The 15,955-nt window shown below is 68.2% G+C and carries 18 protein-coding genes; all 18 read right to left on the bottom strand.

Annotated features, from left to right (window positions below):
• Positions 1-487: 487 nt before the first annotated feature.
• Positions 488-991 (bottom strand): hypothetical protein, encoded by a 504-nt coding sequence (locus ACIQM4_RS11380; protein ID WP_401589303.1) that lies wholly within the window; start codon positions 989-991, stop codon positions 488-490.
• On the bottom strand, positions 988-2,436 hold the full coding sequence (locus ACIQM4_RS11375) for a type IV secretory system conjugative DNA transfer family protein (protein ID WP_401589301.1): 1,449 nt from the start codon (positions 2,434-2,436) through the stop codon (positions 988-990). Before ACIQM4_RS11375 ends, ACIQM4_RS11380 begins: the two co-directional genes overlap by 4 nt.
• Before the next feature lie 39 nt (positions 2,437-2,475).
• Positions 2,476-2,739 carry a hypothetical protein gene (locus tag ACIQM4_RS11370; protein ID WP_401589298.1) on the bottom strand — a complete coding sequence of 88 codons (264 nt, stop codon included), beginning with the start codon at positions 2,737-2,739 and terminating at the stop codon, positions 2,476-2,478.
• Positions 2,739-3,125, bottom strand: coding sequence for a DUF6238 family protein (locus ACIQM4_RS11365; RefSeq protein WP_401589295.1), 387 nt, complete (start codon positions 3,123-3,125; stop codon positions 2,739-2,741). Before ACIQM4_RS11365 ends, ACIQM4_RS11370 begins: the two co-directional genes overlap by 1 nt.
• Positions 3,122-4,558 (bottom strand): ATP/GTP-binding protein, encoded by a 1,437-nt coding sequence (locus ACIQM4_RS11360; RefSeq protein ID WP_366799528.1) that lies wholly within the window; start codon positions 4,556-4,558, stop codon positions 3,122-3,124. The genes ACIQM4_RS11365 and ACIQM4_RS11360 overlap by 4 nt, the downstream gene beginning before the upstream one ends.
• Positions 4,555-6,081 (bottom strand): SCO6880 family protein, encoded by a 1,527-nt coding sequence (locus tag ACIQM4_RS11355; RefSeq protein ID WP_401589292.1) that lies wholly within the window; start codon positions 6,079-6,081, stop codon positions 4,555-4,557. Before ACIQM4_RS11355 ends, ACIQM4_RS11360 begins: the two co-directional genes overlap by 4 nt.
• Positions 6,082-6,087: 6 nt before the next feature.
• The gene (locus tag ACIQM4_RS11350; protein ID WP_401589289.1) at positions 6,088-7,719 is read right to left on the bottom strand and encodes a hypothetical protein; all 1,632 of its coding nucleotides are present in this window, start codon (positions 7,717-7,719) and stop codon (positions 6,088-6,090) included.
• Positions 7,700-9,010: a hypothetical protein gene (locus tag ACIQM4_RS11345; protein ID WP_401589287.1), complete on the bottom strand. Its 1,311-nt coding sequence runs from the start codon at positions 9,008-9,010 to the stop codon at positions 7,700-7,702. The genes ACIQM4_RS11350 and ACIQM4_RS11345 overlap by 20 nt, the downstream gene beginning before the upstream one ends.
• Before the next feature lie 3 nt (positions 9,011-9,013).
• Positions 9,014-9,352: a hypothetical protein gene (locus tag ACIQM4_RS11340; RefSeq protein WP_007447287.1), complete on the bottom strand. Its 339-nt coding sequence runs from the start codon at positions 9,350-9,352 to the stop codon at positions 9,014-9,016.
• 50 nt (positions 9,353-9,402) lie between these two features.
• Positions 9,403-10,380, bottom strand: coding sequence for an NlpC/P60 family protein (locus ACIQM4_RS11335; RefSeq protein WP_401589285.1), 978 nt, complete (start codon positions 10,378-10,380; stop codon positions 9,403-9,405).
• A gap of 10 nt (positions 10,381-10,390) precedes the next feature.
• Complete coding sequence (locus ACIQM4_RS11330; protein ID WP_401589283.1) at positions 10,391-10,999, bottom strand: hypothetical protein; 609 nt, start codon at positions 10,997-10,999, stop codon at positions 10,391-10,393.
• 433 nt (positions 11,000-11,432) lie between these two features.
• Positions 11,433-11,984, bottom strand: a complete 552-nt coding sequence (locus ACIQM4_RS11325; protein ID WP_401589280.1) for a hypothetical protein — start codon at positions 11,982-11,984, stop codon at positions 11,433-11,435.
• Between the two features lie 83 nt (positions 11,985-12,067).
• On the bottom strand, positions 12,068-13,186 hold the full coding sequence (locus ACIQM4_RS11320) for a DUF2637 domain-containing protein (RefSeq protein ID WP_401589276.1): 1,119 nt from the start codon (positions 13,184-13,186) through the stop codon (positions 12,068-12,070).
• A complete protein-coding gene (locus ACIQM4_RS11315; RefSeq protein ID WP_401520797.1) occupies positions 13,186-13,605 on the bottom strand; it encodes a DUF6195 family protein in 420 nt (139 codons plus the stop codon). Before ACIQM4_RS11315 ends, ACIQM4_RS11320 begins: the two co-directional genes overlap by 1 nt.
• Positions 13,605-13,955 carry a DUF4326 domain-containing protein gene (locus ACIQM4_RS11310; protein WP_401589273.1) on the bottom strand — a complete coding sequence of 117 codons (351 nt, stop codon included), beginning with the start codon at positions 13,953-13,955 and terminating at the stop codon, positions 13,605-13,607. The genes ACIQM4_RS11315 and ACIQM4_RS11310 overlap by 1 nt, the downstream gene beginning before the upstream one ends.
• Positions 13,952-14,680, bottom strand: coding sequence for an ATP-binding protein (locus ACIQM4_RS11305; protein ID WP_401589271.1), 729 nt, complete (start codon positions 14,678-14,680; stop codon positions 13,952-13,954). Before ACIQM4_RS11305 ends, ACIQM4_RS11310 begins: the two co-directional genes overlap by 4 nt.
• A 2-nt stretch (positions 14,681-14,682) precedes the next feature.
• Entirely contained in the window at positions 14,683-15,483 is an 801-nt protein-coding gene (locus tag ACIQM4_RS11300) for a hypothetical protein (RefSeq protein ID WP_401589268.1), read from the bottom strand.
• A gap of 65 nt (positions 15,484-15,548) precedes the next feature.
• Positions 15,549-15,908: a hypothetical protein gene (locus ACIQM4_RS11295; RefSeq protein WP_401589265.1), complete on the bottom strand. Its 360-nt coding sequence runs from the start codon at positions 15,906-15,908 to the stop codon at positions 15,549-15,551.
• Between the last annotated feature and the right edge of the window lie 47 nt (positions 15,909-15,955).

Genomic DNA, 15,955 nt, shown 5'->3' with positions numbered 1-15,955 from the left:
GGGCTCCTCGAACGCTGAAGGACAGGTATGGGCTCTTGCGGGAGCGCGTTCTAGATTGCTGGGGACTCGGGCCCGTCGGGTTCACTCGGCCCTTCCCAAGCGGATGTGCCCCCGTACGTAGGCCGCCTGGTCTCCGCTCTTGCAGGCTGATCATTTTCTTTTGCGCCCGCGTCGGGGGTGACCTCACCAGGTTCCCGAGCGGCGACCTTTGTGAACACCTGCTCTGCGCGACCCAGGGTCAACCGCATCGTGCCGTAAGGCCCCACGGCGTAGCCGGTTCGGTGCCCGTGCAGGTGCAGTTCCTCTACTGCCTGAAGGCCGGCGTCGACCTCCGGCACGTCGTCCGGTGGGACGAGGGCGTGCAGTTCCTCCGCCCACTCCCAACCGAGATCACGAAGCACTGTCCGTGCTTCCTCCTGCTCCCATCCGCTACGCGCCACCAGCCCGCGACGAGGGTCCGTCGAGAAGACCATGTTCGGGTCCGCCATCATCCGGCCATCTCCTTGACTCGTCCCGCAGATCCCGTCTCCTCGCCCTTGGCCGTGGGCCAGGCCGCGAGCTGGAAACGCGCCGGACGCTCGTCGTGCCTGCCGACGCGGCATTCGTCGCCCGCCTTGCCCAACGTCTTGTTCATTCGAGTGAGGAAGCGGTCGTACTGCTCGTGCCAGATCACGGACGAGCCCGCCTCCGTATACGCGTCTCCCCTGGCGAAGGCCAGGGCCGCGATCTCGTATGCCAGGCCCTCGTGCTTCCCCCAGCAGGGCGGGATGACGTCCTGCGGTTGCCAGGCGTACGTCCGGTTCAGCCAGCGGCACACGGAATCGAGCCACGCGGGCATCGGCTCGATCAACTCTGCTGACAGGGCGCCGATGTCCCACGGGGCGGGACCATCGGCGGCCACGGACTCCTCCGTGCTCCGCTCCGCGATGTACTCCAGGATCAGTGCGGGCGGCTCGGGGAAGGGCTCGAAGCGGGTCAGGGGCTCGGTCATGCGGCAGCCGCTCCTTCACGACCGGCCCACGCCGCCGCATGGGCCTCGGCCTGGTTCTTCTTCTCGGTGCTCCGCCGGGTCCGCTCGGCTTCGTTGGCGGCTCGTAGGTCACGGACGTGACCCTCGATCTCGGACCAGGAATCCCAGGTCCACATGCCATCGAGCTGGGTGACGATCGGCGGGAGGTTGTCCGCGAGGACCAGGGCGTGCCCCTCGGGAAGACCCCTGATCTCGTCTCCTCGAAGGACGGGTTCGAGCGCCATGTGCGTGGCCGTCGAGTGGCCACCGCGGTCCCCACCGGACGTGGTCTTCGTCGTGCGCTCTCGCTCGACCTGACCACACAGGTCGGACATGTCCTTCAGGAAGTCGGGGTCCTTGTCCCCGGGCAGGACGACGACGTTGTTGGTGAAGGCCGCCAGCTCCTTGGCGGTGTCCTCGCCGAAGCGGGCACGAGCCGACGCCCACGCCTGGAGGCCGTAGATGACCGTGATGCCACGACCCCGGCCGTCTGCGACGCGTTGGCGGAGGGAGGGGATGGGCGCAATGTTCGGCGCCTCGTCCAGGGCCGCGAGGAGAGCGGGGTCGAGCCGCCCGGCCGGGGACGCGAGAGCGTGCGCCTCCGCGAGATCCAGAAGGTCTTCGGCTATCGCGGTGGTCAGCGGAGCGACGCTGTTCACCTCGCTGTCCTTGCCGAGGAGGTAGAGGGTGCCCCCGGCGTCGAGGAACGCGCCGAAGTCCGTGGGGTCCTCTCCGTCTCCCTGGAGGGCGTTGATCACCGACTGGTGCATGAAGGGTTCGAGGGCCGCGTCCAGGGTCGAGGCGGTGTTGCCGACGGTGCGGCTGTCGCCGGAGGTGGCCGTGCGGAGCATGTCCGCCCAGCCGGGGCCGGCGCCGGGGTGGGCGTTGAGGATGCCGAGGGGCGCCGGGTCGGTCAGCTTGCGGGCCCACCGCAGCACCCAGTCGAGGGACGCGCCGTCGAGGGCGGCGGCGTGGAAGAAGGCGGCGAGGATCTTGGCCGCCTGCCCCTTGTAGAAGGCGCTGCCCTCACTGGATTGTGCCGCGCTGTTGGGGGTGCGGGAGCCCGCGACGAACGCCTTCCCGCGCATCATCGCCACCTCCGTGTCGGCTGCGCCGTTGATCGGGGTCCACCGGAAGCGCGGGAGGCTCGGTGCGATGTTCTGCGGGTCGAAGACCGCGACGGGCCGGCCCTCCCGCTGCCGCGCGTCGAGGGTGAGTTCGACCAGATCGGGCTTGGTCGAGGTGGCCAGGACCGGCCCGGCCCAGTTGCGGACGAGCGGGGCGAAGAACCTCATCGTCTTTCCGCTGCCCATCGGACCGATGACCCGGCATGCCTTGTCGGCGCGGGACCAGAGGTCGACGCCCTTCGGGCGCTGCGAGGTACCCAATGAGTAGCCGAAATCGTGAGGATCGAGGGGGTGGTGCATGACGTACTCCGGAGCGAGGTGGGCGACAAGGAGGGAGGGTCAGCGAGCGGCGGCGCGGTCCTTCGCGAAGCTCACCCCAGCTGCGCGGCGGGGGTGGCTGTCGTCGCTGGTGAGGGAGGGCCGGATCTCGGTGGCCTTCAAGACCGCTTTGGCCGACATCTGGCGCTTGAGCTGTCCCTTGCTCGCGAATCCGGCGTTGCGCCGTCCGCGGTTCAGCAGGAACCAGAGCGTCACCAAGGCCACCGCGCACACGGCCGTCACGGCGTACAGGACCAGGGAGATTCCGCCGGGCAGGATGTCCACTACTCGGTCCTCCGGGCGACGCGGGCCGCCAGGTAGCGCATCCGCCGGCCGCACAGCCGCGACATCGACGCGTCGGGCCCGGCACAGCGCGGGGGCGCGGTGTGGAAAGCGCTGTGCAGGTCCTCGGCGGCTCGCCAGATGTGGGCGACGGCCGTACGTACGCGGCCCCCGGCGGCGGAGTAGTCGCCGTGGTCCAGCACGAGGGCCAGTTCTTTCATGCGTCGGGCGAGGTCGAGTGCTTCGGCGTGCAGCTGGTCGATGTCCTGTCGCACCGCGCGTTCGTCAGCGGGAAGCGTGGTGTGGTCGGTGGTGACGGTCATGGCGAGGGCTCGTTCCGAATCTGCGTGGACGGGGTCGGCGGCGGAGAGGTGGTGGTATCCGCTCATTCGGTGTCCGGGGAGGTGCTGGCCAGGTCGGTCATCGAGCCGGAGGAGAAGCACAGGTGCTGCTCGGCCTCCACCAACAAATGCTGGACGCCGGGGTAGATCACCTCGCCGACCTTCCACAGGGCGATCCCGCGGCGCAGACGCATGATGTGCTCGGCCGTCCAGGACGGCAGACCCAGCCGGGCCACCGTCGCTTCCGCCTCCGCCTTCTTCTGGCTGTAGATCACGATGGTGTCGGCCATCTTCAGCGCCGCTTGGGTCTCCGAGCTGTCGTCGATGTCCGACAAGTGATGAACGATGAAGATGCAGGACAGGCCGTACCCACGCGCGAACTTGAGGAACTTCTCCAGAAGCGAGGCGAGTTGGGGCGTCCCGAGGATGTGCCACGCTTCCTCACAGACGAGGATGCGCTTGCGCTGCGTGTAGCGGCGGCAGCCGGAGCCGGGGTTCGGCCCCAGCTCCCAGGCTCCGGAGTTCGCGTCGACCACGACTCGGTCGTGTTGCCCCGGCTCCGACCCGCATTCGCACAGCGGACGCAGCCACACCTCTTCGAGGAAGACCGAGATCACGGCGACGAGGATGGTCATGGCGACGCCACCGGACGGGACCTTGGTCAGGTCGAAAACGATCATGTCGGCGTCGAGGTCCACGCCCAGGCTGGTCGGGCCGTCGAGCATGCCCGTCAGGTCGCCGGTGGCGTCCTGCTCGCTGCCGCAGAGCCGATCCAGGACGTAGGACGCCTCCAGGCCGTCACCGAGAAGTTCGTCCCGCGTACGCTTCTTGGCCGCCGCGTCGGACTCCTCCGGTGACCGCAGCGCGGCGGCGACGTCGGCCAGGACCGGGGTGCGGCCGAGTTCACCTGCCCGCTGGTGGGCCCTACGGATCGCGATCCGCAGGGCAGAGCCGGCGAACTCGTCCAGGGCCTTACCGAGACCGAGTTCAACGATCGTGCGCACCAGCTCGACTTGCCGCTTACCCGCGATGGCGGGGTCCATCGGGTTGATGCACGACGCCGCACGGCCACCGCCGGGGGCGAACTTCACCGGGGCCTTGCCGGTCAGCGAGCGGCCGAGCGCGGCCCACTCGCCTTCTTCGCGCTCCTTCTGCTCCTTGGTGTCGAGGACGACGACCTGACGCCCGAGGCGGATCTGCCGGGCCGCGTACGTCTTGGTCAGGGCCGATTTTCCCCGGCCCGTGTCCCCCATGACGATCATGTTGCCGCCGGGCAGGCCGTCACCGAACGCCGAGAACGGGCAGTAGATGAACGCCTTGCCCGAGTACAGCTCTCGGCCGATGATCGCGCCTGCCGTGCCGAGGGTCGGCGGTGCGATGGGCAGGTAGAGGGCTTGGCTGGTGGTCGTCTCGGTGTAGAGGGGACGGCGCACCGTCTCGTGCATCGGCGACAGCGGGGCGAGGTCGAGCAGGTCTGTCACTTGATGCCTCCGGCGAGGGGCAGGGTCGTGGCGAAGGCGCGGGCGTGTTCGAGGTCGAGCCATTCGATCCGCAGGTGCGCGTTGCGGGCACGGGAGGCGGTGGTGCGCTTGGTGCGCTCCAGCTCTTCGGCGCTGCGCGAGGAGATGCTGATGTAGCCGACGACGGCGGAGCCGGCCGCGCCGGAGGAAGCCAGGGTCATGCCGCGCGATCCGGTAGCGCTGGCGGCGATCTGGTCGCGCGGGTCGATGTTCTTGCCGCGCTTACGGTCGCGGTCGATCTCGGCCTGGTTGTTCGTGTCCTCCGCGAGCATTCGCTCCACGGCCTTGTCGTTGGGTTCGAGCTGCTGCGTGATCGAGATGGTGCGGATGACGTCGGGCATCCCGATCAGCAGCGGCGAGAGGAAGTCGGGGCCGACAGGGGTCGTGGGCCATCCGACGACGGCGGCCGTGGCGTGGTACCAGCTGTCCGTGGAACCTGCCGCGCGAGTGGCGACGTGTGCGCCGTCGCGGACGTCGACGTTGCGGGGGAAGGCGTGCGCCTGTCGGAGATCGGTGTCCCAGATAGCGTGATCCGGGTCGTACGAGTTGCGGATGAACGCGGTCATCCGCCCTTCGTCCAGGGGCGCGATCACAGAGAGGTCGGCGTCCTCCGCGCGGGACCACAGCTCATCCAGGTACGCGGCCATGGCGGCGGCGACTCCTTCGTCACCCGTACCGCGGGCGGCACCCTCGGCCGCCAGGTCGCGGGTGAACCGGGCGTGGATGGTGATGTAGTAGCGGTGCTCCTCAGCAGAAGTCGACACGGCGTTGGCCAGTACGTCGTACGAGTCCTTCAGCCACTGCGGGGCGTCCGTCGTCGCGGCCGACTCGTCGCGCTGCGCGATGTAACGCTGGTGGGCGTAGGGGTCCGACTTCATCTGCCGGGCCAGGACCTGGATGCGCTTCACCGGGTGTTCTTCGACGTTCCCGAAGGCGTCGAGGAGTTCGCCCCAACGCTCCAGGGCGACGATCTGCTCACCGACTTCCTTGCCGCCGAGGCCGGGCGAAGCGATCTCCAGGGTGGCTGTGACGCACCCGGCCTCCGGCTGGAGGACCACGACGGCCTGCTGACCGCGGACCGTGACCGGCACCCACGTCATGCCCGTGACGCCTTCCGGCTCCACAAGAGCGGCGTCCGGCGGTGTGCCGTTGCGGCGCACGCCGGCCTCGACGGCCGGGGACACCCATACGCCGCCGGTACGGCGGAGCGCCTTGCGGTGGTAGCGGTTGATCCGCCACCAGCGGTAGAGGGTGCGCCGCTGGGACGTGCCCTTGGGCCGGTACGGGGCATACACGATGACCAGGGCGAGCAGGATCGGCAGGACCAGGCACGTTGCGGCGATGGCCGTCACGCCGTTGAAGAGGTAGCCGAAGAGGATGCCGGTGACGGCGCCGCCGCCGAGGACGACCTGTTCGCCGAGGTCTCGGCGGCCGACCAGCCCTGTGGGGCGGTGCTTTCCGAACTGATACGTACGAGTCGACATGGAGGGTCACTGATCCTTGCTGGGGTTCGGTCGTCCGGGTGCCTGGCCGCCCGAGGGCCGCGACGGCGGCGGGGGCGTGACGGAGGGCCCGGAGCCCGAGGTGGTTCCTGATGCGGAGGAGGGGGAGGCGGGCGGTGTCGGGCCCGAGGTTCCCGTGCCGGTTGACGGCGGGGAGGACGGCTGTGCTGTGCTCGGTGTCCCATTGGCTCCCGGTGGGCGCCCCGCCGAGGCGTGCCCACCGGCCGAGGACCAGTCCGGAGAAGAGCCGACGACCGGGTCGGAGGTCGCTCCCTGGGGACTAGCGGCGGCCGGTGCACCGGACGTACCGGCGGTGTCCTCGCCGCCCTGCTGGCTCTCGGGCTGTTCGGCCTTGCCGCCGCCTGCGGCGTCGGTGCCCTGCGCGCCTGGGGAAGTGGTGGCCTTGTTCTTCGCCACGTCGACGCCGGCCTTGGCAATGGCGGCACCGACCGCGACCGGTCCGGCCACAGCAGTTCCGCCGCCCATCTTCGCGCCAGCGGTCTTGGCGCCAGCGGACTTGGAGCCGCCGACCAAGGAGTCCTGGACACGAGCGCCCATCGCCCTGTTGGCGTGCTGGGCGGGGCCGTCGACCGCGGCGGCCGGGCCGGAGGACTGTGCACTCTTCCGGTCGTGATGGAGACTGGCCATCTCGTCGCCGAAGGCAGGCACCCACTTGTAGAGCGTGGCGGACGCGAAGACGGCAAGCAGGAGGATCAACGCGCCGACCAGGGTCTTGGAGACCGCGTCGGACATGCTCCCCGAGGTGTCGCTGAGGATCGCGCCGCCGAGGCCCAGCAGGGCGAACAAGATCGGCTTACTCAGGCCGATGGCGAAGATGGCGCCGAACCACTTCTTCGACTTCCCCCACAGGTCGCGGTCGACCAGCCCGGCGTTGACGATCGGCCCGAGCGCCACGGCCACGTAGATGGCCGCGCTGCGGATCAGGAGCTCGATCCACATCAGCAGGGCGCCGCACATCATGATGAGGTTGACGACCAGCAGCTGTCCCACGCCCTCGGTGGGGTTGGCTGCCATGACCTTGAGGATGTTCTCCAGGAACGGTTTGAAGTTGCTCGTCGCGTACGGCTCGAAGATGGCCGTGACTTCGTCAATGGCCTTCATCAGCAGCGCGATTGCTCCCGGCGTCATGGCGTTGACCACGAACTGGAGGAGAAGGAAGCCAATCGCCTCGGACACGGCGGTAGTCAGGGCGACTCCGCGGACCGCCCGTTTGGCCACGGCGATCAACCAGAGAGCCACGGTGAGCAGGCTGGAGGCCGCGAAGATGATCGCGTACTGCTTCAGGAAGCCGGTGCTCGTCAGGTCGATCTTCGTGGTGTTCTGGATCAGCTCCAGCATCTTGCGCAAGAACCAGATGTTGGCCTCGGTCAGCTTCTGGAGCAGGAACCCCAACGGGTCCTTGACGAAGTCGATGGCCGCCTTCGCCTCGCAGACCATCGGGATGTAGCAAAAGGGGTTGGCCACCGCCGAGGGCACGAAAACGAACCCGATGATCACGTTGACCATCGCCACCGCCTGGAGACGGCGGCGCCAGCGGCCTGGGGTTCCCCGCTCGATGGTCAGCAGGCCGGGGGCGTCATCACGCAGTCGCAGGCGCATTGCTGGCACCTCCCACGTCCGCGAAGCTGTCGGCCGGGTCGGCTTCCTGCATGGCCGGCGGCGACGGAACGAGCGGTTCGGACGGCGTGACGGCCGTCGTCTTCCAGGTGCCGTCCTCCCAGACCAGATCCACGGTCATCCGCAGGAAGGCGACCTGCGGGCGCTGCGTCTCGTCCTTCCCGGCGACGCCCCCCACCGACGCCGTCCACAGCTCCACGCTCGCGGCCTGGTCGGAGTAGGAGATCGAGCGGGTGGCGAGCGCCGCCGTCCGCGTGATCAGCTCGCTGCCGTCGGCGGTCGTCCCGTCCGCGCCGACACCGCGGTTCTCCATGACCAGACGAGCCGTCGAGTCGGTGTCCGAGGTGACCGAGTGCAGCACGCTCGACGCGGCCGTGGCCGACAGCATCCGGTGCCGCCAGTCCTCATCGGTGAAGAACCGAGGGTCGCCGTAGAGCATGGTGGCGCTGACGGCAGCGGCACGCGCGCCGCGCTCGTTGTGTCCGTACGGTGCCGGGAATCCACTGCGGTCTTCGGCGCCGCTCAGCACGGGGTCTTCTGCAGCGGCCGGAACGTAGTCCGAGAAGTCGCCCGGTACGTTGGATGCCTGCCGCACGTCGATCGGAGCGACCAGTCCCGTCGAGGCCGAACTGTCCTTCAGCTTCCAGTCGTCGGACTCCCAGGTGAGGGTGACCGTCACCGACTGGAAACCCGTCTTCGGTGTCGCGTGCCCGGCCGTGCTGCCGCGAACCGTCGTCGTCCACAACCGCACCATCGCCCCGTGGGCGTCGAAGCCCAGGACATGCGCCGAGAGGACACCGGTACGCGCGACGGTCTTCTTGACGGAAACCTTGGAGGCGTCGCCCCGCAGGGAGCTGACCGCGTCCTCGGCAGCGTGGTCGGCCTTCTTCACCGCCGCATCAGCCGAGCCCTTGGCCGCCATAACTGCCACCGCACGGTGCCGCGCGTCCTTGTCCGTGAGGAACTGCGAGCTCCCGCTGACCGTCGTGTAGTTGGCCGCTGCCGCCTTGGCGCCGGATCGAGTGTGCGGGTAGCCGACGGGGACACCGTGCAGCTCCCGCACGCCTTCCCCGCTCGCCTGCGGAGCCGAGTGGGCGGGTGCCGACGCGGAGGGTGCCGTGGCCGGAGGGGTGCCCGTCGTCATGCTGACGACCACCCCGGCCGCGGTGACCACGGCCGCACCGCCGGCCGCGATGCCCCAGAGCTTGGCCGACGAGCGGCGCGCTCCGCTGGCTTTCGAGGAGGAAACGTTCCTCCGGGATCGGATAGGCATGGATCACACACCCATGCCGTACGTAATGGCGAAGATGGTGCCGAAGCTGGCCACGAGGAAGACGCAGGTCAGGCCGCCGACCATCATGCCCTTGCCGCGCGAGCTGTCCATCGTGGAGTGGCCCTCACCGAACCACCCCTTCGACTTGCCGACACCGGCGAGGAAGGCACCGGCGCCGACGACGAGGACGACGGCGGCGATGACACCCAGGATGACCTTCGCCGTGCCGCCGAGCTTCCCGAAGGGACCCCAGTCCGGCTTCACGCCGGACACAACATCGGCTCCGGCGGCGAGGGTCGTGTGCAGGGAGGGATCGGCAGCGGCAGAGAGGAGGTTGTGCATGGTTCAGCCCCTTGGTGCTGTGAGGAGTGGTTTGGGATGTTTTGGCGTGATTAGCCGACGTGCCGCATCGCGATGATCTGCGGTTTCCAGTAGCTGAGCGGCTTGATCCGCACCTGAGCCCCGGTGTGCGGTGCGTCGATGACCTGGCCGCCGCCGATGTACATACCGACGTGCTCAGGGCCGGCGCTGCCCGGGACGCTGAACAACAGGTCGCCCGGGGCGAGTTGGGAGACGGCCTTGACGGCAGTCCCTGCGTGGACCTGGTCGTACGTGGTGCGCGGCAGGTTCACTCCCGCCGCTGACCAGGCCATCTTGGTGAGCGAGGAGCAGTCGCAGCCGCCCACACCCTCGTACGGCATGACGCAACTGCCGCCCCACCGGTACCACGTGCCGAGGGCCGTCTTCGCGGCCGAGATCGCGCGGGCGGCGCCCTTGCCGGCCGGTGCGTCCGGGCTGACGGCGTCGGCCCATTTCGAGGCCAGAGCTCGAATGCTGCGCACGTAGTTGCGGGTCTCGGGGTACGGGGGGATGCCGCCGTACTTGATCACCGCGCCGCCGCCCGCGTTGTACGCGGCCAGCATGTTGTCCGTCGAGTCGCCCGGCACCTTCTTGACCTCGTCGGCCAAGGTGCAGTCGTACGCGGCTTGCGCGGCGATGGCGTCGGCAGGGTTGCGGACGTCCTTGACCCCGTCGCCGTCGCCGTCTTTGCCGTGCTGTGCCCAGGTCCCCGGCATGAACTGAGCGATGCCGAGGGCGCCGACGGGCGACGTCGCACCGGAGTTGAAGTTGCTCTCCGTGTACAGCTGAGCCGCCAGGAGGGAAGCTGTGACCTGCGTGCACTCGCCCGCGTGCTTGTTGATCAGCTCACGGACCCAGCCCGGAACAGGCGCGTCCGTCGTGATGCCGCCCCCAGGTCCGGCTTCCTGCGCGGAGGCGCTGTCGGCCCCTCCAAACGTGGTCAGCATGGCGACGCCGGTGATGAGCCCGGCCGTGACGAGTCCCAGGCCAGCTTGTGTGCCCTTGTTCATCGCGGCCCCGTCACGCCCAGGGCAAGGCGGTGACGCGCCAGCCCTCGGCGGTGTGCTCCAGGCGGAGTGCGAGCTGTTCGTTACTGCTGCGCGCGTGGCCGGACTTCGGGGTGGTCGTGAGGGTGTAGCTCACGCGGACGAGGGCGGAGGAGGCCGTTGCCGCAGGCGCACCGTCGGGGATGACGGCGGACGTGATCTTGGCTGTCTGGTGTGCCTTCTCGGCCCGCAGGGCGGCCCATGCGGCGTCCTGGCTCGGTCGCTTCTGGGCGAGGACGCCTGCCAGTTCGCCCGAGGCGAGCCGGGCGGCCCGAGCGCCGGCGTCTGCGTACGAGTGGTCGGCGCCGTCGCGGGCGTCGCGTTCCGCGTAGGCCGTGGTGAAGGCCCGAGCCGTCCGCTCAACGTCTGTCGGGAGGCGCGTTGTTGCCGGGGAAGCGGTGCTGCCGCTGTGCGACGGGTCGGTATCGGGGATGCCCGCCGAGACCGAGTGCGGCTGCGTGGACGCGGTCGAGGCGGCGGACGTGCCGCTGTCCGAGCTGGCGCAGCCGGCCGACAGGAGAACCAGGGAACCAGCTACTCCTATTGCGGCTGATATAGGTATGAAACGGGTGGATCGAGGCATGCGGGAACCACAACCTTGGTGCAGGAGATTTCGGAAGTGCGAGCGGCGCGGCCCCGCGGGGGCTGGAAGCCGCGCCGCTCCTTCGCAGGAAGAGGCGGGATTCCTCCTGCGGGCTTTACCGGCGAATGCCGGAGAAATTGAGAATCAGGCCGGAGCGCGTAGCTCTATCTGCCTGTCTCATCTGTCGAAGAGTTCGATCGTGTTTCGCGTCTGTGAGACGGTTGAGTTGCCGGGGGCGTCACTCATATCAAGGCCATCAGTCCCTTGCGTGATTCGAAGGAGATCCCAAGCGGATCTTTACGGCCGGAAAAGCCTTGTGGCGTTGGCCGTGCCTGAATCCTTGCAGGGGTTCGCGGACAACTCGAATCAACAAAAAAGCCGGAACTTAATTCCAGGAATTAAGTTCCGGCTTTCGGCGGAGCGGCTTACGGTCCTATGCGGAGCTGTGGTGCAGGTGCTCGACCGCCACGCCGAGCCACGGGGCGGCTGAGCCGCTCAGGAGCAGGGGCGCGCACGTGCTGTACGAGAGCACGACGGCGGGCGGTTCATTGGCGACTCCGGTCAGGAGGACGTGGTCGAACGGCATCCACTCACGAGCCCCCACCGGGAGGAGCCGTACGCCAGCCGACGTCAGCACCACTCGGGCAGCGGTGTGATCGCGCCACTGCGGACGGGCGGCGTCCTCCGCTTCCTGCCGCCGACGGGAGTCGAGACGACCGTTGCTCACCCACCGCCGGCCGAAGGTCGGGTGGTCCTCGAAATAGCCACTCGCCGGGGTCGGGTAGTCGACCCCTGTCCCGTAGAAGCGGGCGGCGGAGCACGCCACGTCCGCGAAGGCGACCTCACCGACCGCAAGGGCAAGACCGTCCGCCTGGACCGGCACAAGACCGCCCCCGCCCTGGAGGTGAACCGCGAGGGCGGACGCTGTCTGTACGGCATCGGCACGGGCGGCGTCCTCAGCCCGGTCGCGTCGGCGAGACCACATCGGCGTTCCTTCCTGATCAAGCTGACCGGCCGGGGCCTGTGCGGCGCGAGCCACACAGGCCCCGAGCCCGTCATGAGATGACATCACCAGAGGGCGCTGGAGGCAGCGGCGGGTGTCCTTGTCCCCTCGTCGTCCTCTTCCTTCAGCCGGGCCAGCAGCACACCAAGCCGGTCGTTGCTGATCGCCTGATGCTTGCGGACGGCGTCCCCTACAACCTCGCGACTGGTCCGTCCGGCTCGCTCGGTAGCCGATCGCGCAATCGGCAGCAGCTCTGCCAACCAGTCGTCATCCGCCTCCCGGTCCTGTGGGCATTCCGCGTCGTCCGGGACGGACGGCGTTTCTCCGTCCGCCGAGGTGCGGACCGCCGTGGGCGCGGAGGATTCCGTGTCCTCCGGAAGTGCTGTGCTCGGAGCGTGGTCCGTAGGTCCACCCTCCGGTCCGTCCGCGCTCTCGCCCTCCGCCTCTTCTTCGTCCGCTTCGGCGGACGGATGGTCTGCGGTGTCCTCCGTACGTTCTTCTTCTGCGGGCGAGGGCTCGGCTTTCCGCAGGTCAACGGCTACCGCGGCGGCGTCCTGCGGCGCGGACGGACCGTTTGTCAACGACAGTGGAGGCATCGGCGCCGGTGCTTCCAGCGGACGAGGACGCTGCTGGACAGCGACGCGTTCGAGCGTCGGAGACGTCTCGCGGACCGGTCCGGGACCGGAATCAGCCCCGTCCGGGACCGCCCGCTCAGCCGTCCGCGCCATCAAAATGTAGAGGTGGACCGATCCCGCCAGCGCGAGGGGCGCGAGCATCGACAGCACACCCACGACGCTGTCCGTGAGGTGCAGCGCGGACCGTCCGGCCTGCGGAGAATCGTTCAGCGTGATGGCGTGCAGAGCGTTCGCGCCGAGGCTCGCCCCGGTCGCCGCGAGGAACAAGAACCAGGCGTAGAGCCGCGCGGCGAACCGCTGGTGCCTGAGAAGCACGATCGCCCGCACGCCGTAGGCAATGAACCCGTCGATGAACACCGGGAACAGGTAGGACAAGGTCTCCCTGGCGTGGATCGCGAGGGCGATCTGACGCAGTGCGTCATACGAGAAGGCGAAGCCGGCCGCGCCGAGCAGGATGATCGCACTGCGGTCCCAGGCCGTCATCCCGCGCAGGCTGTAGCTCCCCTGCGGTTCGGTTCCCGCCGCCGTGTCTATGTGCGCGTGTGACATCAGAGGTTGCCTCCGTCGCGCGGGCTGATGTCCTGCCAGGCCGGGGTCTGCGAGAGGAGCTGACCGAGCCGTTCCAAAGACGTGACCTCGTGCACGTGCTGACTCGGGCAGCTCACACACGAAACCCGCAGCGAGATTCGTTCCGTGCCGCCCTGATCGGTGTAGTACAGCTCCAGGTGCTGGCCCCCGGTCGTGTCGAGCGACGCGAAGGCTTGCAGGTGTTCCTCGAAGCTGAGAAGCCCCAGGACCTCCCAGTCGAGCGTGACTGCGGCGTCCCCCAGGAGGGTGCGTGCGTACTTGGACGCTGCGGTGATCGACCTCGGACCCCAGGTGCGGAACGCGGCCTCCCGAGCGGTCTTGCGCCGCTCCTCTGCGGTGGTGAGGCGCTTGGCCGCAGCAAACATGATCGGGTGACTCATCAGGGGCCTTCCAGAAGATCGGTAGTGCAGGGTGCGGTGCCGCCGCCGGGCTCATTAGCGAGGCGGAGGAGAACATCCGCGTGACACGGAGCGTCAAGGGGGCATGTGCACATGAGGTCGAGCCCGCGCAGGACTCGGGCGAAGCGAGCGGCGTAGTGACGCCCGACCGGGCCGCGGAGCGTGGCGGCGAAGAGGTCCACCGACTCCGCAGCGTCCATCGGGGAACCGAGTGGGGACCGCACCCCGGCTGTGAACGGGTTCGCGTACCGGCTGCGAGGACCGACGTATGCACAGGCTGTGGACAACGCTGCGGCGTCGCGGGACGCTCCGCGGAGGCGGACGGGCCTCACGCCGCCCTCCCACCACGGCGCCGATCGGCGCCGATCATCGGCACGAGCGTCGTGACCATCTCGGCCAGACGGCTCGCCACGCGGGCCCCGACGAAGTCGCTCAGGTCCGGGCCGTTCTCATCACGGGCCGGAAGGTTGGACGTGATGATCGTCGGCAAGCAGTGGTTGTACCTGTAGTTGATCAGCCGGTACGTGACCTCTTCGGTCCATTCCGACGTCTTCGCTGTGCCGAGGTCATCGAGGAGCAGGTACTGAACCCGGCTGAGCCGTTGCAGCTCGTGTTCTGCTGTCCCCATGACCTGTGACGGGCGCAGGTTGCCGTACATGTCAGCTGAGTTCACGGCGATCAGCTCGAACCGGTCCGGTCCGCCGGCCGCGATCCTCCGCAAGGCCCCGTACGCCTGGTGCGTCTTGCCCGTCCCCGTGAGGCCGGTGAGGAGCAGAGCGCCAGCCCCGGCGTTGTTCGTGAGTGCCCGGTCGGCCCAGCCGATGACCTCCGGCAGCGTGGCCTCCGCGTCACGGAACCGGGGAGGGGTGGCCCTCTGCCAGCGGCTCAGGGCGTAGTCGGCCCGAGCCCGGGAGTGCCACTCGCGATCTCCGGGGTTCTCTTCCGATGCTTCGTCGGCGGGGTCGGCATCCGGCACGGCCTGAAGTCCTTTCGCAGCGAGTATTCGTTCCATTGCGCGCATCGACCTGGCGCTGCCCGCGCGTTCTGGCTCTGCCATGATCAAAATCCGTTCTGGTAAGCGCTGGGGGCAGCGGTGTTCTGAAAGGGAACCCAGCCTCCGGACTGCCGACGCAACGGCACGACATTCCCCTGAGAGGCTGCTGCGGGGGGAGCGTGCGAGGGCAGATCCGCCCAGATGCGCAGCAGATAGCGGGCGGACTGTGGCGGGCGGTCGGCGTTCCATCGCCGCGCCACCATCTCGACCAGCCGTTCATTTCCCCAACGTGCTGCGAGAGCTGTTACCCGATCCCATTCCGATTCGGTCAGTCGCCAACCAACGAGCATTCCGGCGCCTGTTATGGCTGTTACCAGGTCTTTGGCTCCGTCAGGAACCGTCACAGAGCCTTGCTCGACAGCGTTGTTCTCTCGGCGTGACCTCGGCAAGCTAGCTTGCTCTTTGGTGGTGGTAATACTCCCGTAGGGAGTATTACCACCACGTACGCGCGAGGAAGAAACTTCCGAATCTGCGTGCCGAAACTTCCCACTTCCGACTTCGTCGGCGAGGTTCTGGGAAGGAACTTCCTGGTACTTCTCTCCCATTTCTGATCCGCCAGGGTGGAGAGTAGGAAGTTCCTTCACCGTGCTGGTGGTTTCCTCGGCGGTCCCGCTACACAGCAATATGGAGTAGGAATTCGGGTTGGAGGCGCCCCCTCCGCGTTCGTGGCTCAGTTCTCCGAGCTTTGCCAGCTCTCCGAGACATTTCGTTATCGAACGAGGCGTAAGGCGGGTAACGGCGGATATCTCATCAAGGGTTAGCGTCGCCTTGCCGTCGTCGTCCGCCTCGCGGGCCAGCGCCAGCATGACGAGGCGCGAGCCCCTGCACGACTTCGAGTGTGACCAGACCAGTTCGGTCGCTATGGCACTCATCAGTGGTCACCGTCGCCTATGGCTATGCGACGGCTGAGGGAAAGACCGAAAGACTGGTCGTCCTCCGGGACGTAGCCGTTCTGATATGGCTCCGGGGTGAGATAGAGGGTTTCGGTGGGGAGATGGAAGTCGTGGGCGCGACGCCAGTCGGCAGCCTTTCCGAAACCGCGCCTGACCATGCGCGCAACCTCCTCTTCGGTCCTGCGGTCGATAAGCATGCGGTGAAAGTCCGATTCGAAGAGGTGGGTAACAGACCGGCGCACGGGGTAGACCCGCACGAGTACTGCCGTGGGTGCAATTTCTCGAATCTCGGCACCGATAGTCCTGCGCCGAAATCCGGAAGGGCTGTTCTGAAGCATGGGGGGAACTCCCGTGAACGCAGGGTCCGCCGTGCGGAAGAATCGTT

This window comes from Streptomyces sp. NPDC091272, assembly GCF_044757485.1.
Taxonomy (GTDB): Bacteria; Actinomycetota; Actinomycetes; order Streptomycetales; family Streptomycetaceae; genus Streptomyces.
This window is presented reverse-complemented; position numbering and strand designations above follow the sequence as displayed.